The sequence below is a fragment of the Sphingomonas sp. Sphisp66 genome (assembly GCF_047324325.1).
In the GTDB taxonomy this organism is placed as follows: domain Bacteria; phylum Pseudomonadota; class Alphaproteobacteria; order Sphingomonadales; family Sphingomonadaceae; genus Sphingomonas.
The window spans coordinates 4,074,377-4,092,527 of the sequence record NZ_CP168508.1; the positions used below are offsets into that span (position 1 = coordinate 4,074,377).

20 protein-coding genes are annotated in these 18,151 nt (G+C 68.6%); 7 read left to right on the top strand and 13 right to left on the bottom strand.

Going from position 1 to position 18,151, the window contains the following annotated elements; translation table 11 throughout:
- Nucleotides 1-40: 40 nt before the first annotated feature.
- The 6 genes from infB to ACEN8G_RS18600 all read right to left on the bottom strand — a co-directional run bounded on the left by infB (nt 41) and on the right by ACEN8G_RS18600 (nt 8,076).
- A complete protein-coding gene (infB, locus tag ACEN8G_RS18575; RefSeq protein ID WP_413740662.1) occupies nt 41-2,776 on the bottom strand; it encodes a translation initiation factor IF-2 in 2,736 nt (911 codons plus the stop codon).
- A gap of 7 nt (nt 2,777-2,783) precedes the next feature.
- Nucleotides 2,784-3,530, bottom strand: coding sequence for a DUF448 domain-containing protein (locus ACEN8G_RS18580; RefSeq protein WP_413416778.1), 747 nt, complete (start codon nt 3,528-3,530; stop codon nt 2,784-2,786).
- Nucleotides 3,511-3,741 (bottom strand): tautomerase family protein, encoded by a 231-nt coding sequence (locus ACEN8G_RS18585; protein ID WP_413416780.1) that lies wholly within the window; start codon nt 3,739-3,741, stop codon nt 3,511-3,513. Before ACEN8G_RS18585 ends, ACEN8G_RS18580 begins: the two co-directional genes overlap by 20 nt.
- Nucleotides 3,741-5,357: a transcription termination factor NusA gene (gene nusA, locus ACEN8G_RS18590; protein WP_413416782.1), complete on the bottom strand. Its 1,617-nt coding sequence runs from the start codon at nt 5,355-5,357 to the stop codon at nt 3,741-3,743. Before nusA ends, ACEN8G_RS18585 begins: the two co-directional genes overlap by 1 nt.
- The gene (gene rimP, locus ACEN8G_RS18595; protein ID WP_413416784.1) at nt 5,357-5,905 is read right to left on the bottom strand and encodes a ribosome maturation protein RimP; all 549 of its coding nucleotides are present in this window, start codon (nt 5,903-5,905) and stop codon (nt 5,357-5,359) included. Before rimP ends, nusA begins: the two co-directional genes overlap by 1 nt.
- 290 nt (nt 5,906-6,195) lie before the next feature.
- Nucleotides 6,196-8,076, bottom strand: a complete 1,881-nt coding sequence (locus tag ACEN8G_RS18600; protein ID WP_413740663.1) for an alpha/beta hydrolase family protein — start codon at nt 8,074-8,076, stop codon at nt 6,196-6,198.
- Between the two features lie 238 nt (nt 8,077-8,314).
- Between ACEN8G_RS18600 and ACEN8G_RS18605 the strand changes: the two genes are divergently transcribed.
- Nucleotides 8,315-9,550 (top strand): PQQ-dependent sugar dehydrogenase, encoded by a 1,236-nt coding sequence (locus ACEN8G_RS18605; RefSeq protein WP_413419367.1) that lies wholly within the window; start codon nt 8,315-8,317, stop codon nt 9,548-9,550.
- Nucleotides 9,551-9,815: 265 nt separating this feature from the next.
- Here the strand turns inward: ACEN8G_RS18605 and ACEN8G_RS18610 are convergent, their stop codons facing one another.
- Both ACEN8G_RS18610 and ACEN8G_RS18615 read right to left on the bottom strand, forming a co-directional pair.
- Complete coding sequence (locus tag ACEN8G_RS18610) at nt 9,816-10,190, bottom strand: PaaI family thioesterase (RefSeq protein ID WP_413417597.1); 375 nt, start codon at nt 10,188-10,190, stop codon at nt 9,816-9,818.
- Nucleotides 10,187-10,627, bottom strand: a complete 441-nt coding sequence (locus ACEN8G_RS18615; protein ID WP_413417599.1) for a PaaI family thioesterase — start codon at nt 10,625-10,627, stop codon at nt 10,187-10,189. The genes ACEN8G_RS18610 and ACEN8G_RS18615 overlap by 4 nt, the downstream gene beginning before the upstream one ends.
- Nucleotides 10,628-10,750: 123 nt before the next feature.
- On the opposite strand from ACEN8G_RS18615, the gene ACEN8G_RS18620 reads away from it, so the two are divergent.
- Genes ACEN8G_RS18620 through ACEN8G_RS18640 form a run of 5 tightly spaced genes read left to right on the top strand, consistent with a single transcriptional unit; the run spans nt 10,751 to nt 14,193 of the window.
- Nucleotides 10,751-10,912: a hypothetical protein gene (locus ACEN8G_RS18620; protein ID WP_307117088.1), complete on the top strand. Its 162-nt coding sequence runs from the start codon at nt 10,751-10,753 to the stop codon at nt 10,910-10,912.
- Nucleotides 10,909-11,862, top strand: a complete 954-nt coding sequence (locus ACEN8G_RS18625) for a hypothetical protein (protein WP_413417601.1) — start codon at nt 10,909-10,911, stop codon at nt 11,860-11,862. Before ACEN8G_RS18620 ends, ACEN8G_RS18625 begins: the two co-directional genes overlap by 4 nt.
- Entirely contained in the window at nt 11,850-12,728 is an 879-nt protein-coding gene (locus tag ACEN8G_RS18630; protein ID WP_413417603.1) for a transposase, read from the top strand. Before ACEN8G_RS18625 ends, ACEN8G_RS18630 begins: the two co-directional genes overlap by 13 nt.
- A gap of 49 nt (nt 12,729-12,777) precedes the next feature.
- Nucleotides 12,778-13,380 (top strand): winged helix-turn-helix domain-containing protein, encoded by a 603-nt coding sequence (locus tag ACEN8G_RS18635; protein WP_413417605.1) that lies wholly within the window; start codon nt 12,778-12,780, stop codon nt 13,378-13,380.
- Between the two features lie 36 nt (nt 13,381-13,416).
- A complete protein-coding gene (locus ACEN8G_RS18640; RefSeq protein WP_413417607.1) occupies nt 13,417-14,193 on the top strand; it encodes a crotonase/enoyl-CoA hydratase family protein in 777 nt (258 codons plus the stop codon).
- Here ACEN8G_RS18640 and ACEN8G_RS18645 read toward each other — a convergent pair.
- Nucleotides 14,183-14,548, bottom strand: coding sequence for a DUF427 domain-containing protein (locus ACEN8G_RS18645; RefSeq protein WP_413417609.1), 366 nt, complete (start codon nt 14,546-14,548; stop codon nt 14,183-14,185). The genes ACEN8G_RS18640 and ACEN8G_RS18645 overlap by 11 nt on opposite strands.
- Before the next feature lie 100 nt (nt 14,549-14,648).
- Here ACEN8G_RS18645 and ACEN8G_RS18650 point away from each other — a divergent pair, with 100 nt between their 5' ends.
- Nucleotides 14,649-15,842: an acetyl-CoA C-acyltransferase gene (locus tag ACEN8G_RS18650; protein WP_413417611.1), complete on the top strand. Its 1,194-nt coding sequence runs from the start codon at nt 14,649-14,651 to the stop codon at nt 15,840-15,842.
- Between the two features lie 419 nt (nt 15,843-16,261).
- Here ACEN8G_RS18650 and ACEN8G_RS18655 read toward each other — a convergent pair whose 3' ends face one another.
- Genes ACEN8G_RS18655 through ACEN8G_RS18670 form a run of 4 tightly spaced genes read right to left on the bottom strand, consistent with a single transcriptional unit; the run spans nt 16,262 to nt 17,961 of the window.
- Nucleotides 16,262-16,798 (bottom strand): SRPBCC family protein, encoded by a 537-nt coding sequence (locus tag ACEN8G_RS18655; protein WP_413417613.1) that lies wholly within the window; start codon nt 16,796-16,798, stop codon nt 16,262-16,264.
- A complete protein-coding gene (locus ACEN8G_RS18660; RefSeq protein WP_413417615.1) occupies nt 16,791-17,237 on the bottom strand; it encodes an SRPBCC family protein in 447 nt (148 codons plus the stop codon). The genes ACEN8G_RS18655 and ACEN8G_RS18660 overlap by 8 nt, the downstream gene beginning before the upstream one ends.
- Nucleotides 17,234-17,629: a VOC family protein gene (locus ACEN8G_RS18665; protein ID WP_413417617.1), complete on the bottom strand. Its 396-nt coding sequence runs from the start codon at nt 17,627-17,629 to the stop codon at nt 17,234-17,236. The genes ACEN8G_RS18660 and ACEN8G_RS18665 overlap by 4 nt, the downstream gene beginning before the upstream one ends.
- Complete coding sequence (locus tag ACEN8G_RS18670; RefSeq protein WP_307117078.1) at nt 17,626-17,961, bottom strand: ArsR/SmtB family transcription factor; 336 nt, start codon at nt 17,959-17,961, stop codon at nt 17,626-17,628. The genes ACEN8G_RS18665 and ACEN8G_RS18670 overlap by 4 nt, the downstream gene beginning before the upstream one ends.
- Nucleotides 17,962-18,151 lie beyond the last annotated feature (190 nt).

Genomic DNA, 18,151 nt, shown 5'->3' on the forward strand with positions numbered 1-18,151 from the left:
GGAGGTGATGACTTGCGTCTTCTCCCCCGGCTTACCGGCATTACAGCGTGCGCTCGCGCATCTCGACTTCGAAGGTTTCGAGATAGTCGCCCGCCTTGATGTCGGTGAAGTTCTGGCTGAACGTCACACCGCATTCCAGGCCGGCGCGCACTTCGGCGACATCGTCCTTGAAGCGACGCAGCGAAGCGATCTCGCCCTGGTAGATGATGACATCGTCCCGGGTGATGCGCGCCTTGAGTGCCTTGCGGATCGCGCCCTCGGTAACGAGCAGACCGGCAGCCTTGCCGTGCTTGCCCGCCGAGAAGACTTCCTTGATCTCGGCGCGGCCGACGACGGTTTCGAAGGCTTCCGGACCAAGCTGGCCGGCCATGCCCGCGCGGATCTCGTCGGTCAGGTCGTAGATCACGTCATAATATTTGAACGCGACCTTGTTGCGCTCGGCGATCTCGCGCGCCTTGGCGTTCGGACGCACGTTGAAGCCGATGATCGGGGCACCGGCGGCACCGGCGAGCGACACGTCGCTCTCGGTGATGCCGCCCACGCCCGAATGCAGCACGCGCGCCTTGATGTCGTCGGTGCTGATCTTGTTGATCGCCGCGACGATCGCCTCGACCGTGCCCTGGGTATCCGCCTTGACGACCAGCGGATATTCCATCGCCTGCTTTTCCTTGAGCGCCGAGAACATGCTCTCGAGGCTGGCCGGTGCATTGGTCGTGCGCTTCTGCAGCGCGACGCCCGAGCGATATTCGGCGACTTCGCGGGCACGTGCCTCGTTCTCGACGACCTGCAGCGGATCGCCCGCCATCGGCACGCCCGAAAGGCCGAGCACTTCGACCGGAGTCGAGGGGCCGGCTTCCTTGACCTGCTGGCCCTTGTCGTTGACCAGCGCGCGGACCTTGCCGCTCTCGGCGCCGACGACGAACACGTCGCCGACCTTGAGGGTGCCGCGGTTGACGAGGATCGTCGCGACCGGGCCACGGCCCTTGTCGAGCTTCGCCTCGATCACCGTGCCCTCGGCCTCGCGGTCCGGATTGGCCTTGAGCTCGAGCAGTTCGGCCTGGAGCTGGATCTTCTCGATCAGCGTGTCGAGACCGATCTTCTTGAGCGCCGATACTTCGACGTCCTGGGTCTCGCCGCCCATCTCTTCGACGATCACTTCATGCTCGAGCAGACGCTCGCGCACGCGCTGCGGATTGGCGCTGTCGAGGTCGACCTTGTTGATCGCCACGATCATCGGCACGCCGGCCGCCTTGGTGTGATTGATCGCCTCGATCGTCTGCGGCATCAGGCCGTCATTCGCGGCGACCACCAGCACGACGATGTCGGTGATGTCGGCACCGCGAGCACGCATCTGGGTGAACGCCTCGTGGCCCGGCGTGTCGAGGAAGGTGACCTTCGACTTGTCCTTCAGCGTGACCTGATAGGCGCCGATATGCTGGGTGATGCCGCCGGCTTCGCCCTTCACCACGTCGGTGCCGCGCAGGGCATCGAGCAGCGAGGTCTTGCCGTGATCGACGTGACCCATGATGGTCACCACCGGCGCGCGCGGCTGCAGCGTGTCCTCGGCATCGGCCTCGGCCACGTCCAGATCGACGTCGCTCTCGCTGACGCGCTGCAGGTTGTGGCCGAACTCGGTCACGAGCAGCTCGGCGGTGTCCTGGTCGATCGTCTGGTTGACGGTGACCGGCATGCCCATCTTGAAGAGGGCCTTCACCAGGTCGGCGCCCTTCTCGGCCATGCGGTTGGCGAGCTCCTGGACGGTGATCGCCTCGGGGACGACCACGTCGCGGACCTGCTTCTCGCGCGGCGCCGACGAGCCACCGTACGAACGACGATGCTCCTTCTCGCGGGCACGCTTCAGCGCGGCGAGCGAGCGGGCACGCGCGCCATCCTCGCCACCCAGGGCGCGGTTGACGGTGAGCTTGCCCGACTGGCGGCGATCGTCGCCCTTGCGGTCACGCTGTTGCGGACGCGCGGGCTCGGGGCCACGGCGCACCGGCGCTCCGCCCTTCGGGGCGTGACGCGATGCGGGCGCACCGGCACCGGCCGGACGCGGCGCGGCGGCCTGGGTCGGCGCGGGGGCAGCGGCGGCCTCCGGCTTCGGCTCGGGCTTGGGCTGCGGCTTGGGGATCTCGGGGCGCTGCACCGGGGTGAACAGGCGCGGCGCAGGACGGTTCGGATCGAGCCCAAGCGCAATCGGCGCCGGCGGCGGAGCCGGCGTCGGCGCGGGGGCCGGAGCCGGTGCAGGCTTGGGCGCAGGCGCCGGAGTGGCAGCCTCGACCTTGGGCGCTTCGGGAGCCGGTGCCGGCGCAGGGGTCGGCTCGGGGGCCGGCGGAGCCTTGGCGGCCTCTGCCTCGGCACGGGCCTTCTCCTCGACGCGGCGCGCTTCGGCCTCGGCGGCCTCGGCACGCTCGCGCTCCTCGCGGCGGCGCGCTTCCTCGAGCGCGTTCATGCGCTGCTCGTCGGCCTCGCGCAGCAGGCGCGCCTGGCGCTCCTGCGCCGACTCGTTCGAGACGGGCGGGCGCGGGGCGGGGGCCGGCGTCGGCGCGGGAGCCGCGACGGGTGCAGGTGCGGAGACCTGGGGCTCGGGCGCGGGCGCATCCGCCGGACCTTCACCCGGCTTGCGGAAGACGCGCGCCTTCTTGGTCTCGACGATGACCGTGTTCGAGCGGCCATGGCTGAAGCTCTGCTTCACCTTGCCCGTCTCGACCGTGCGCTTGATCCCCAGCGGCGCGCGCATGCCCAGTTTCGGCTTTTCGTTGTCGGTGTCGCTCATGCGCTGCCTAAAGTCCTTCAGTCTGTCGTTCGTCGTCAGACGCTTCCGACGGAAGCGCCGATGCGCCTTGCGAAAGGGTTTCGCAAGGGCGTGGATTGGAATCGGGTCCGATAAAGTGCAGCCACCGATCGAGCGCTTCGCGCGTTCGGGCGGCTGCTTTGGCGTCGGTCAGGCCGGCATGTACCACATTTTCGCGGCCTAGCGCCAAGGACAATATGGTGCGCGGGATCGGCAATGTTAAGCCCTTGCGCCCGCTTCCCTCTTCATCGAGGCCGACACGCCATGCCTGGGCCAGCTTGCGCGCACCGTCCTCGCCCGCGTCGCTAGCGTGGAGCAGCAGGTGGAGTCGGCCGCTGCGCCCGGCTTCCTGGATGCGGTCGCCGCCGATCGCGACATTGCCCGCCTTGAATTCCAGGCCCAGCCGGTCGAGCGTCGCGCGCTGCAGCTGCTCGGCGATGCGGGCGCCCAGATCCTCGGGAATGCGGATGTCGCCGGTCTTGAAGGCGCGGCTGAGCGCACCCTTGAGCTTGCCGCCGCTCGCCTCCAGCTCGGCGCGGGTCACGCCGATCCAGGCGCCGCGGCCCGGGGCCTTGGCACGGACATCGGGCAGCACCTCGCCATCCGGCGAAAGCGCGAGACGGATCAGCCCGTCGCGCGCCTCGCGGTCGCCCGAGAGGATGCAGCGGCGGACGGGACCGTCCACCGCTTGCTTCTTCGCCTTTACCGAAGCGGTATCATTGCGAGGGTTCCGCATGCGCGTCTCCCTGCACCGGCGCAGCATTGCGGTCAGCGATCAGCTGCCCGCCCGCACCGTAATTCTCGAGGGAAAGCTCGGTGATGTTGACCTGAACCGCAGCCGCCGGCTTGCCCAGGTGCGCGACCATCGAGGCCGTGACATCGGCGACGATGCCAGCCTTTTGCGCGCGGGTGGCCGGGCCGGCCAGGCGGATGTCGATGAATGGCATCAGGCTTCGTCCTCCCCGGCCGTGACGGCCTCGGCGGCGGGCTCTTCGTCCGCGAACCAGTGTGCGCGGGCAGCCATGATGATCTCGTTGCCCTGCTCGTCGCTGAGGCCGTACTCGGCGAGGATCCCGCCCTTGTCCTGCTCGCGCTTCGGCGCGTCCTCGTTGCGGCGGCGCGGCTCGGCGCGCTTCTTCTGGACCAGCTCGTCGGTCGCCAGGTCGGCGAGGTCGTCGAGCGTCCGGATGCCCGCCTTGCCGAGGGTGACCAGCATCGCCTCGGTCAGATACGGCATGGTGGCGAGGTCGTCCTCGACGCCCAGCTCGCGGCGGGCGGTGCGGTTGGCTTCCTCGCGGCGCTCCAGCGCTTCCTGCGCGCGGCTCTGCAGCTCCTGGCCGAGCTCCTCGTCAAAGCCTTCGATCCCGGCGATCTCGTCGAGCTCGACATAGGCGACTTCCTCGAGGCTGCTGAAGCCTTCGGCGACCAGCAGCTGGGCCAGCGTCTCGTCGACGTCGAGCTCGTTCTGGAACATCTCGCTGTTCGCGACGAATTCCTGCTGGCGCTTTTCGCTGGCGTCGGTCTCGGTGAGGATGTCGATCGCCTTGGCGGTCAGCTGCGAGGCGAGGCGCACATTCTGGCCGCGGCGGCCGATGGCGAGGCTGAGCTGGTCGTCGGGAACGACGACTTCGATACGATCCTCTTCCTCGTCGATCACGACGCGGCTGACGTTCGCCGGCTGCAGCGCGTTGACGACGAAGGTCGCGGTGTCGGGCGACCAGGGGATGATGTCGATCTTCTCGCCCTGCATCTCCTGCACGACGGCCTGGACGCGCGAGCCCTTCATGCCGACGCAGGCGCCGACCGGATCGATCGAGCTGTCATGGCTGATCACGCCGATCTTGGCGCGCGAACCGGGGTCGCGGGCAGCCGCCTTGATCTCGATGATGCCGTCGTAGATCTCGGGCACTTCCTGCGCGAACAGCTTCTTCATGAACTCGGGGTGCGCGCGGCTCAGGAAGATCTGCGGACCCCGGTTCTCGCGGCGGACGTTAAGGATGATCGAGCGGACACGGTCGCCGACGCGAACCACTTCGCGCGGGATCTGCTGGTCGCGACGGATCACGCCCTCGGCGCGGCCCAGATCGACCACGACGTGACCGAACTCGACGCGCTTCACCACACCGGTGATGATCTCGTTCACCCGGTCCTTGAACTCTTCATGCTGGCGCTCGCGCTCGGCGTCGCGGACCTTCTGGAAGATGATCTGCTTCGAGGCCTGGGCCTGGATGCGGCCGAACTCGATCGGGGGCAGCGGATCGACGATATAGTCGCCGATCACGGCGCCCTTCTGCAGCTTCTGCGCCTGGGCGACATCGACCTGCTTGAAATAGTCGTCGACCGCCTCGACCACCTCGACGACGCGCCACAGGCGCAGGTCGCCGGTGTTCGGGTCGAGTTTGGCGCGGATGTCGTTCTCGACGCCGTAGCGATTCTTCGCGGCACGCTGGATCGCGTCTTCCATCGCCTCGATGACGATGGCCTTGTCGATCAGCTTTTCCTTCGCGACCGAATCGGCGATGGCAAGCAGCTCGGCCTTGTTGGCGGAAATGGCGGTGGCCATCAGTTGTCTTCCTCTGCTTCGTATTCTTCGGCGCCCTCTGCGGAGAGCGGCACGGTTGCGGCAATGAGCTTGTCGGTCATCAGCAGCTTGGCGTCGGCGATGGCGCCGAACGGTACGCTGACGACCTTGTACTTGCGGACGTCGATCGAGATCGTGTCGCCCTCGGCGCCGATCAGGTCGCCGGTGAGCTGCTTGCGCCCGTCCTCGAGCGGCTCGACCAGGTTGAGGCGCGCCTCATGGCCCTTCCAGTCCTCGAAATCCTGCGCGCGGGTCAGCGGGCGATCGATGCCGGGCGAGCTGACTTCGAGGCGATAGGCATGGTCGAACGGGTCCTTGCCCGCTTCTTCCAGCGCATCGAACACGTCCGAGATGCGGCGCGACAGGTCGGCGCAATCGTCGATGGTGAGCTGCCGGGTGTCGGGGCGCTCGGCCATCACCTGCAGCGTCGGGTCCGACGTGCCGCCGAACATCTTCACGCGCACCAGCGCGAGCCCGAGCGCGGCGGCTTCGGGTTCGATCAGCTTGGTGAGGTCGGCAATATTCGCCACGCGGGACTCCGGATATGGTCAAGCAGCTTCAGCGCCGGAGCCCTGCGGGCCCCGACCTCGGCATGTTTGACGATGTCGAGAAAGCACGTGCGATATACGCACTTGGCTGCGCTGCGGCAAGAGCAATCGGATTCGAGGGACGCAACCCACCCCGCTCCCCTCGTCACCCCGGCCTTGTGCCGGGGTCCACCGGGAGGCGCGCACCAGACAAGAGGCTCCTGCCGCATTGCGTGAGGCATAGTGGACCCCGGCACAAGGCCGGGGTGACGGGATATAGAATCTACGCCCGTCTATCCCGGATTATGCGCGTCGAGGAACGTCCCCACCCGCGCCAGGAAATCCGCCTCGTTCGCCGGATCGCGCATCGTGTGGTCCTCGCCGGCATATTCGACGAACTCGTGCGCCTTGCCCAGCCGGGTCAGCGCGTCGTGCATCCGCTCCGACTGGTCCACCGGCACGGTCTGGTCGGCGGTGCCGTGCGCGATCAGGATCGGTATGGTCAGCCCGGCGGCATAGGTCACCGGCGACAGCGATTCGAGCGAGGGGGCGCGGCCCTGGATACGGTTCCGCCAGGCACGGAAGGCGCGCTCCTCGAAGGTCTTGTGGTCATAGTCGAGCTGCGCGCGGACATCGGAGATACCGGCATAGCTGATCGCGCAGCGATAAATGCCCTTGTCGCGCGCCGCCGCCCACATCGCCGCATAGCCGCCGTACGAGGCGCCCATGATGCACACCCGCTTCGGATCGATCGTGCCGCGATTGGCCAGCCAGGCCACCCCGTCATCGGCATCGTCCTGCATGCCTCGGCCCCATTCGCCGTCCCCGCGCGCGGTCATCGCCCGGCCGAAGCCGGTCGAGCCGCGATAATTGGGCTGGAGCACCGCATAGCCCTTGCCGGCGAGATACTGGACCCAGGGATCATAGTCCCAGCCGTCCCGCGCGAAGGGCCCGCCATGCGGCATGACGATCAGCGGCAGGTCGCGCGCGTCGCGGCCGGCCGGCAGGGTCAGATAGCCCTGGATGGTCAGCCCGTCGCGCGCGGCATAGGCGATGCTGGTCACCGCCGCGAGCGGCTTGCCGTCCAGCGCCGGGTTGATCGCCGCGATGCGCCGGGCCTGGCCATGCTCGAACAGATAATAGGTGCCGGGATCGCTCGCCGTGGCGCTGTAGACCAGCAGCCGCGCACGGTCGTCGCTCGCCGAGACGATGCGGTTGGTGCGCCCGGGCAGCGCCGCGTCGATCGCCGCCTGGCGGCTGCGCGCGGTGCCGTCGAACCACAGCATCCGGTCGCGGTCGTCGGTGTAGGCGACGCCGGCGGGCTTGCCGTCCGGCCCCAACTCGAACCCGTCGAGATCGGCCTTGTCATTCTCATAGACCAAAGCGCCGAGCCGGCTGCGGCGGAAGTCATAGCCATAGAGCGCGATGCGGCCCGACGGCGCCTCGGCCAGCGCATAGCCCTGGTCGCTGCCCTGCACCGGCGCGAACTGGGCGATGTCGGGATCGGCAGCGCCCTCGCCCCGGCTGAACCGGTCGCCCTCGCCGCGGCGATAGACCAGGAAGGACCGGTCGCCCTTCTCGCCCATGCCGGCACGGACCACCCCGGCGCCGTCGACTACCCAGTCGCGGACATGCGGCTGCGCGGCGACGGCAAGCGTGCGCAGGCCGGTGGCGAGATCGACACGCCACACCGCGGGCGTGTCGTGCCGGCGGTCCTGCGCCTTGAGCAGCAGGAAGCCGGCCTTGCGGTCGATATGGAGCAGCTCCTCGCCGATCTCCGCCGGGCGGGCCTGGCCGAGCTGGACGACCTGGCCGTTGCCGGCTTCGATCTCGACCAGCCGGGTCGTCGGCGCGCCCTCGTCGCGGTGGAGGCTGGCAAGCAGCCGGCCCGGGCCGCGCCAGACATACCATTCGAGCCGCTCGCCCCGCGGCAGGGCAAGCGGATGCGGCGCGGCTTCGGGACGGCTGAGATCGAACAACGCAAGCTGGCCGCGCGGCGCGATCCGCGCCGCGATGCCGGTGCCGTCGGGCGAGAGCTGGGGCTCCTCGATCGCCGGCGGCGCGAGCAGCTCGGCGGCGGTCGGTGCGCGCGGCTCGGGATCGGCCCGAACCGGTGAAGAAAATACGAGGATGCCCGCCAATGCGGCGGCGCCTGCCCAGGGAAGATAAGCCAACAAAACCCCCACCCGATTCCGCCGACAAGGATGGGGAAAGAACGAAAGTTGCGCAATACCGTAGATTTGCGCAACTTATTGAAACGGCAGCGTTATGAACCGGCGACGTATCGAAACAGCTGCGTTCCGGTCCCGCTTGGCAAGCGGTCGTTTCACCCGCAGTAATGCGCTCAGGGTGCCATGGAGCCAGTGTAGGGGCTGCGCGTTGGCACCCGCGAAACCAAGAGGGTCCTTGCCGATGCACTCGCATATCCGCCTGGCGCTGCCCGCGCTCGCACTGCTCGCCGCCTGCAATGCCGGTTCCGGCGCCTCGGCCCAGCAACAGCCGGCCACGTCGGCGGACGGCACGCCGCCCTTCACCCTCACCCAGGTCGCCGATTTCGACACGCCCTGGGCGATGGCCTTCCTGCCCGATGGCCGCATGCTGGTGACCGAGAAGGCGGGCAAGATCCTGCTCGTCTCGGCGGACGGCAAGCAGCAGCAGACGATCGCGACCATCGATGTCGCGTTCCAGGGCCAGGGCGGCCTGCTCGACGTGATTCCCGCGCCGGACTTCGCGAAGAGCAAGCTGGTCTATTACACCTATGCCGAGCCGCGCCGGAACGGATCGAGCCTGGCGATGGCCCGCGCCACCTTCGTCGATGGCGCCACGCCCGCGCTGGCCAACCCGCAAGTGCTGTGGCGCGCCGGATCGGACGGCAAGGGCGGCCAGTTCGGCGCGATCATCGCCTTCGCGCCCGACGGCAAGTCGCTGTTCCTCACCTCGGGCGAGCGCCAGCGCTTCACCCCGGCGCAGGACCCCAACCAGGCGCTCGGCAAGATCCTGCACCTGACGCTCGACGGCAAGCCGGCGCCGGGCAATCCCTGGGCGGGCAAGACCGGCACGCCGACCGTCACCGTCACCGATCCGCCCAGGAACACCGAGATCGCCAAGACCGCGCCCGGACGCACCGAGACGGTCGAGGGCACCAACCTCGTGCCCGCCGAGACCTGGAGCCTCGGCCATCGCAATCCCTATGGCCTGGTGTTCGACGCCGGCGGCCGGCTCTGGGAGAATGAGATGGGCCCCAAGGGCGGCGACGAGGTCAATCTGATCGTCAAGGGCCGCAACTATGGCTGGCCCAATGTCTCGAACGGCGACAATTACGACGACACGCCGATCCCCGATCACGCTCCGGGCGACGGCTATGAGGCGCCCAAGGTCTTCTGGAACCCGTCGATCTCGCCGGGCGGCATGGCCTATTATTCGGGCAGCCTGTTCCCGAAATGGAAGGGCTCGCTGCTGATCGGCGCGCTGTCGGGCCGCGGGCTGATCCGCGTCGCGCTCAATGGCGACAAGGCGAGCAAGGCCGAGCAATGGGACCTCGACATGCGCATCCGCGACGTCGTCCAGGGCCCGGACGGCGCAGTGTGGCTGCTCGAGGATGCGGGCAAGACCAACGGCCGGCTGTTCAGGCTCACGCCGAAACAGTGAGTTCCACGGTTCCCCGGCGAAAGCCGGAGCCCAGGGTTTCTCTGCCGACTCGCTTGTGATCCTGGGCTCCGGCTTTCGCCGGGGAACTGCAAACGTGGCAAGCGCTCTTTGCCCTGTAGGAACAATAGGATCAGTAACGCGCAAGGAAGTTGCGCGATGCGCGGCGCTCCCACGAAGCGGGCCAACGCAAGCGCCGCGAAAACCGCTTCGAGCGTGGACTTCGTGTACTTTGACGCATCGCAGCTACTGCCGATGTAGGACAGTCCTAGCGCAGGATCAGATAGTTCATTCGCGCCGCGGCGATCGGCCGGTCGGGCTCGTCCTGCCAGGCCACCGCCTCGACATTGGCGACGCGGGTGCCGAGCCGGGTGACGATACCCCGGGCGCGGGTCGGCTTGTCGCGGCCGCCGCGCATATAGTCGACGGTCAGGTTGATCGGCTTGACCTGGGTCTCGTCAGTGCCGAGCGCCTGCCACAGCGCGCCGACCGCCGCCATTTCGAGCAGCCCGCCGATCGCGCCGCCGTGCAGGAAGCCGGGCCGGCCGAGCACGTCGGGGCCGAAGGGCATCACCAGCACCGGCGCGTCCTCGCCCGGCTCGACGGTGAGGCCGAGCAGCGTGGCATAGGGCGGGAGGATCATCGATAGCCCTCCGTCGCCATGAAGGTGCCGGCGACATGGGCGATCGGGTCGTCGGGATCGCCGTCATGCGCCTGGCCGCGCACGAACGCGATCGATCGGGTCAGCCGGTAGCATTCGCCCCGGCCGATCACCGTGCGGCCCGGGGTGGCGGGGCGCAGATAGTCGATGCGCAGGTCGAGCGTCGCCTGGGGCACGAAGGCGCCGGCGCGCAGCCAGACCGAGACCGCGGTGGCCATGTCCATCAGCGCGAGGATCGGCCCGGAGGCGAGCACGCCGGAGGCCGGATCGCCGATCAGGTCCTCGCGGTACGGCAGCTCGAGCTCGGCCCAGTCGGGCCCGTGCGTGCGATAGCCGACGCCCAGCCGCGTGCCATGGCTGGCATAGCGCAGGCCGAAGAAAAGCCGCGGGTCGAAGCTGGAAGGGGCCGGCTGGCTCATGGTCCGGCCCTAGCGCGGCGGCGGAAAGCACGCAAATGGGGGCAATTACATCGTTGTAAGATGCACCACTTCCGCCGCCCACCCTAGCCTTCCCCCTCGGGGCCTTTCGAAAAGGGGGAAGCAATGGGACTGGTACGGATCGACATGGGCGAGATTGCCGAGCTCGGCACCAATGTGGCGATGCACGGCACGCTGCGCGCGGCGATCGGCGATGTCGACGATCTGTTCGAGCTGATCGTCGGGATCGCCATCCTGATCTACGAGATCGCGCCCGACTTCGCATGAGCGGGATCGATGCGGAGACGCGCGCCGCAATCGTCACGGCGCGGGCGGCGGCACGCGGCACGATCCTGGGGTGGCGAGCGGGAGAGGCATATCGAGCGGTCGATACCGTCTTCTCCGATTGCCCGGCGGACGATGCAGCCGAGGCCATGGCCCGCGCGACGCGGCTGCTCGGCGATCCGGGCTGGGCAACGGCGCTGCTCCAGCCGCTGGTCGAGGCGCTCGCCGCGGACCCGCTGTTCGAGCCGCCCTTCCGGACCAGCCGCGACGGCCTGCGCATCGGCGCGGTGCTGTTCGAATGCCCGGCGGTCGTCCTCTCCGCCTGCGTGACCAGCGCCGCGGCGATGCGGCGGATGCCGGAACCCCGCCTACTGACCTTCTCGGGCCGGCGGGTGGTGACCCGCTATGTCCGCGGGGGCGGGGCGCGGCTGCGGCGCTGGCTCGTGGCGCCTGCGGGACCCGGTTTCCGGGCAGCAGATGCACCGCCCTGCACCGAGTTGGCGTCGCTGCCGCTCGCCGATGGCCAGGTCCATGCGATCGACGGGCGCACCGAGGCGCAGTTGCTCGCCGATGCGCAGAGCGACGTGGTCACCCTGGTGGCGACGATCCGCGCTGGCGCCGCACCGCTGATGCGCGAGCATGCGGTCGCCGATGGCCGGTTGCTCCGCATAGCGAGCGGCGACGACCGGGCCTCGCGCACCGAGATGCTGCTCGCCTTCCTCCGCCTCGCCGGGCGCGCCGATGCCGGACCGTGCTTCGACGAAGCGACGCGCGACTCCGCCTTTCACCTGCGCTGGGCGGCGATGCGCGAATGGCTGGCGCTCGATGCGCGCGCCGCCCTGCCCCGGCTCGAGGCAATGGCGGCAACCGATCCGCATGCCGAGGTACGAGAGGCCGCTGCGCGGACGCTGTCCGTGGTGCAATCGCGACTGGAGCCGGCATGCCCCGCCTGATCGATCCTGGCACCGGCGGCGCGATCGGGCTCGACGAGCTGGTCGAGACGCTAGACGCCTATCCCGTCGATGCGCGCGACGAGGACGCCTTCGCCAGCTGGGGTCCGTTGCTCGCCCGGCTGGGCCGCAATCCGGACTTCCTCGTCGAGCTGGCGATCGAGGAGCTCAAGGCCCGCTGCGCCGCGCAGCATGCAGGCAATGGCTATGGTGCCCAGGTCTTCCTGCTCCGCCCGCCCAACGGCCGCTATGTGCTGCGCGCCAATTTCTGGCCGGCCCGCGCGGATCCGGTCACGCGCGCCAGCGGACCCGCAGCCTTCCTCTACGACCTGCCGCACGACCATAATTTCCCGTTCCTCACCTATGGCTATTTCGGCCCGGGCTATTGGAGCGACTATTACGAATATGACGTCGCCCGGCTGGCCGGACTGCCCGGCGAGGATGCGGGCCTGCGTTTCGTCGAGCGCGCCCGGCTCGATCCGGGCAAGCTGATGCTCTACCGGATGCGGCGCGACATCCATGTCCAGCTGCCGCCCGACAGCATGTCGGTCTCGCTCAACATCCTCGGCGCCGATCCCGCCCAGCCCTGGCTCGACCAGTATCGCTTCGACATCGGCCGCGGCACGATCGCCGAGGGCCTGACGGTGACCGCCGCCGAGGCGCTGGTCGCGATCGCCGTGCACACCGGCAACGGCCTCGACCTGGCCGAGTGCTTCGCCCGGCAGCATCCCTGCCCGCGGATGCGGGTGACTGCGCTCGATGCGCTCGCCTCCGCCCAGCCCGACCTGGCCGCGGCGCGCTTCGCCCGGGCGGCCGACGATCCCGACCGCTTCGTCGCCGGACATGCCCGGGCGCGACTGACTCCATAACGGACATGGTTGCAACCAATACGGGGATATCGCCGCTAGCCTCGATGTCGTGACCGTTCCCGTCGCCTGTGCCGTCGATCTGCCCGGCCTGGCAGAGGCCGCCGCAGCGCGCGGGCTGGCGCTGGTGCCCTTCGCGCCCGGCGTGGAAGCGGAGGCGGCGCTGCTCGCCGGCCGGGCGGAGCAGGTCGCGGCGATCCGGGCGCGGGGATGGCACGGGCCGCTGCTGCTCCTCCTCACCAACACCGAGGACGGCGTGGCGCGTGCGCTTGATGCGGGGGCCGATGACGCTGTTCTCTCGTCCGCAACGCCCGAAGAAGTCGCCGCCCGGCTAGCCGCGCGGGTCCGCCGGCGCCCCGAGATCGTGCTGGGCGAGCTGCATATCGATCCGGTCGAGCGGCGGGTGACGCGCGCCGGGCGCATCCTGCCGCTGCTGCCGCGCGAATATGCCCTGCTGCTCCACCTGATCCGCCAGGGCGAGCGGCCGGCGGGGCGCTCGGAACTGCTCGCCGCCGTCTGGGGGCTCGGCTATGACCCGGGCACCAATGTCGTCGAGGTCCATGTCTCGCGGCTGCGCGCCAAGCTCGACCGCGGTTTCGCGGTGCCGATGCTGCTGACCGACAAGGGGCGCGGCTACCGGCTTTGCGCGGCGTGATTGCACGCTATTCTGGACGAAATTGGGAGAGCAGGCATGGAAGAGCGCGTCACGGTTCAGATCAGCGAAGGCGTGGCCGATGTGCGGCTGGCACGGCCGGACAAGCTGAACGCACTCGACCCGGCGATGTTCGCCGGGATCATCGCCGCGATCGCGCGGCTGGAGACGGAGGCGGGGCTGCGCGCCGTGGTGCTGTCCGGCGAAGGCCGCGGCTTCTGCGCCGGGCTCGACATGGCGAGCATGGCATCGGCCGGATCGGGCACTGACCTGATGGCGCGCACCCGCGGGCTCGCCAACGACTTCCAGGCAGTCGCCTGGGGCTGGCGGACGCTGGCGGTGCCAGTGATCGCGGCGGTGCACGGTGTCGCGTTCGGCGGCGGGCTGCAGATCGCCAGCGGCGCGGACATCCGCATCGCCGCGCCGGGCACGCGGCTGTCGGTGATGGAGATGAAATGGGGCATCGTGCCCGACATGGCCGGCTATGCGCTGTGGCGCGGCAATGTCCGGGACGATGCGCTGCGCGAGCTGGCCTATACGGCGCGGGAGTTCGATGCCGAGGAAGGGCAAAGGCTGGGATTCGTGACGAACATCGCACACGATCCGCATGCCGAGGCACTGGCGCTGGCGCGGGCGATCGCCGGCCGAAACCCCCAGGCGATCCGCGCCGCCAAGCGGCTCGCCAACCTCGAGGCGGACGCGGCGGAGACCCTGCTTGCCGAGAGCCGCGAGCAGGCCGCCTTGCTGCGCACGCCCAACCAGATCGAGGCGGTGATGGCCAACATGCAGAAGCGGCCGCCGGTGTTCAACGACTGACCTCGATCTCCACCCGATCGGGATAGAAGGCGAGATGGTCGCGGATCGGCGCGACCGCGTCATAGGGCGTCTCGTAGCTCCACACCGCGTTCGCGGCGTCATCGGCGACCGAGAAATAGGACGCTTCGCCCTTGTAGGGGCAATAGCTGGCATGGTCGGTCCGCTGGAGCAGCGCCATGTCGGCATCCTCGCGCGGGATGTAGAAGACCGGCGGATAGCTTGCCTCGCGCAGCTCCAGCGCCCGCTTTGTCTCGGCGATCACCCTGCCGCCTGCGCGGACCACAACGTGCGCGTCCGAGGGCGTGACCGTGATCGGATGATCGGGCCCCGGAACCAGTTTCTGCCTGCTCGCCATGCGCTACCTCCGAACGCGGATATGGGGTGGCGAAGGAGCGTTGCAATCGCCGCCCCGCAGCGCCATACCGCATCCTCGAAAAATGGAGAGGACTGCCGGAATGCGTGAAGCTGTTATCGTCTCGACCGCGCGTACCGGCATCGGCAAGGCCGGCCGCGGCTATTTCAACGACACCGAGGCGCCGGTGCTCGCCGCGCATGTGATGAATGCGGCGGTCGAGCGCGCCGGCATCGATCCGGCGCGGATCGATGACGTGTTCTACGGCATGGGCAACCAATGGGGCACGCAAGGCGCCAACATGGCACGGATGGCGCTGTTCGCCGCCGGGCTGCCACATAGCGTTCCCGCCTTCAGCCTCGACCGGAAATGCGGATCGGGCCTGACCGCGATCGCCCTCGCCGCCCGATCGATCATGACCGACGAGATCGACATCGCCTTGGCCGGAGGCATGGAATCGATCAGCCTGACGATGAAGAACGCCCCGCGCTACGTGAACCAGTCGGTGACCGAGAAGGTGCCGGCGGCCTATATCCCGATGATCGAGACCGCCGAGATCGTCGCCGAGCGCTATGGCATCAGCCGCGCGGCGCAGGACGCCTTCGCCGCGGCGAGCCAGCAGCGCGCCGCCGCAGGGCTGGCGAACGGCGCCTTTGCCGAAGAGATCGCGCCGATCACCGTGACCAAAGCGCTGTTCGACAAGGAAGGCAGTCGCACCGGCAGCGAGACGGTGACCGTCACCCAAGACGAGGGCATCCGCGCCGGCACCACCGCCGAAGTGCTCGCCGGACTGAAGCCGGTGTGGAAGGATGGCCAGTTCGTAAAGCAAGGCCATCACGTCACCGCCGGCAATGCCAGCCAGCTCTCCGACGGCGCCGCCGCCCAGATCCTGATGGACCGCGCGACCGCCGAGGCCGAGGGCAAGGAGATTCTGGGCATCTATCGCGGCTTCCAGGTCGCCGGCTGCGAGCCCGACGAGATGGGCATCGGCCCGGTCTTCGCGGTGCCCAAGCTGCTCAAGCGCGCTGGCCTCACGGTCGAGGATATCGGCCTTTGGGAGATCAACGAGGCGTTCGCCAGCCAGTGCCTCTATTGCCGCGACACGCTGGGGATCGATCCCGACCGGTTCAACGTCAATGGCGGCGCCATCGCGATCGGCCATCCGTTCGGGATGAGCGGATCGCGGCTGGTGGGCCATGCGCTGATCGAGGGGCGCAAGCGCGGGGTGCGCTATGTCGTGGTGTCGATGTGCACCGCGGGCGGGATGGGTGCGGCGGGGCTGTTCGAGATTCCCTGATTGCCTACGCCGCACGCCGCACCGACTCGCCAAAGAACACGAAGTACACGCCCAAAGCGGGTTTTCGCGGCGCTTAGGTTGACACACTTCCCGCGAACGCCGCGCATCTCGTAACATCCTTGCGCGCGACCGATCCTATTGTTCCTACAGGGCAAAGAGCGGCCGGGCCCGGGACCCAGCCTGGACAGGCAAGCAGGCGGAATCCTACATTGCAACCGTGGTTGGCGGAGAGCTTGGGACGCCCTCCAGCATGCTCCGAGCCGTCATCCCGGCGGAAGCCGGGATCTCAGGCGGAGGCGCGGGGAAGGAGCCGCACGAGATCCCGGCTTTCGCCGGGATGACGGTTATGGGCTAGGGCGACCGTTATGGGCCGGGCGCCAACCCCAGTGTGACGATTATGGAGCGGGGGTAACGGAAGGTCAGAGCCCCACCGCCTGTGCCGCGCGCTTCTCGGCTTCCGCATGCAGGTCCCAGAAATTTGCGACGGGCTCGCCGGCCAGGCGCTTCTGGAGCACCGCGAGATGCGCGCCCCAGCCGCCGCCGAAATTGCGGGCGTCCTCGGCGCCGCGCAGGCGGCTATGGGTGAGGACGAGGCGGGTGCGGTCCGGCGAGAAGGCGAACAGCTCGATCTTCACTTCGCCGGCCTCGCCATCGTCCCAGGTGAAGGACAGGAAGTGCGGCGGCTCGATCCTGAGGATCGTCTCCGACCAGGCCTTGCCCTGGTGCTTGGCATAGCGCTCGGGATTGGGCACGTCGCCGTCGGACAGGTCCTGGTGGTTGAAGGTCAGGCCGAGCTTGCCGCCTTCGCGCGCCTCGGTCGGACCGCCCATGAACCAGCGCGCGCGCAGCTCCGGATCGACCAGATATTGCCACACCGTCTCGATCGGCGCGGCCAGGTCACGCTCGAAGCGGAGCATCTGCGGGGTGATCGTATCGGCAACGAGCGTATCAGCCATCTTGCTTCTCCGTGATGCGGCCCAGGCTTTCGAGGATCATCGTCCAGCCCTTGCGGGTCTGGTCCTCGTAGGCGGCCCAGGCGGGGTCCATTTCATGGGTGAGGGTTAGAGTGCAGCCCGAGTGCGTAGGGGCGATGTCGATCGCCACGCGGGTCCATTCGCCATCCTCCGCCGGATCGGCCGAGAACAGGAAGACGAGCCGGTGCGGGCGCTCGATCACTTCGAACTTCAGGCGGTGATGCGCCTCGCCCGAGGCACGCCGCTCGACGATCAGCCCGCGCCCGCCGACCCTGGGATCGATCTCGCAGCGGAGCATCTCGCCGTCCGGCGTGGCGAAGAGGAAGCGCGCGGCCTGTGCGGGATCGAGCCAGGCGTCGAACACCCGCTCCGGGCTCGCGGCGAATTCGCGCGTCACGGTGAGGATCACCGGCGTGCTCATGCCAGGTTGACCTGCCAGGAGATTCCGAACCGGTCGCTCGCCCAACCGAAGCGGCTGCTCCAGCCATAATTGTCGGGCGGCATCAGCACGCCGCCATCCTCGGACAGCGCGCCGAACAGCCGGTCGAACTCGGCCCGGTCGGCGACGTCGAGGAAGAAGGACCAACTCGGCGTGAAGTCGAAACCATGGGTGAGGAAGCTGTCATGCACCATCACCTTCTGGCCGGCGATCACCGCATGGGCGCGGATGATCGTCCCCTCGGGACCCGGGCCGTCGGGGCCGAAGCGCTCGACCGAGTCGATGCGGCTGCCGGGCACGGTCCCGATCCAGAAATCGAGCGCGGCCTGGGCCTTGCCGCCCTGGAACATCAGGAAGGGGGTGGCCTGGGTCACGAGCGGGTCTCCTTCTGGTCCGCGGCGATCAGCGCTTCGAGCGCGTCGAGGCGGACGGTCCAGAACTTCTCCCACTGCTTCAGCCAGCGTTCGGCCTCGGCGAGCGGATCGGGCTTGAGCGCGCACATATAGCTGCGTCCCACCTTGCGGCGGGCGACGAGGCCCGCACCCTCGAGCACCTTCACATGCTTGGCCGCCCCGGCGAAGGTCATCGCGAACGGCTCGGCCAGCTCGCCGATCGATTTCTCCCCGAGCGAGAGATGCGCAAGCATTCCGCGCCGGGTCGGGTCGGAAAGGGCGTGGAAGGTGGCGTCGAGTCGATATTCAACCATGTGGTTTAATATCTGCGCGACGGGCGAGATAGTCAACCGATTGGTTTAATATTTTTTGGCCACGGCTTCGTGCGCACTGCGTTACCCCGGCCTTGTGCCGGGGTCCACCGCGAGGCGAGCCCTAGACAAGAGGCGTAAGGTTCAGCGCACGCGGCACCGTGGACCCCGGCACAAGGCCGGGGTGACGGTA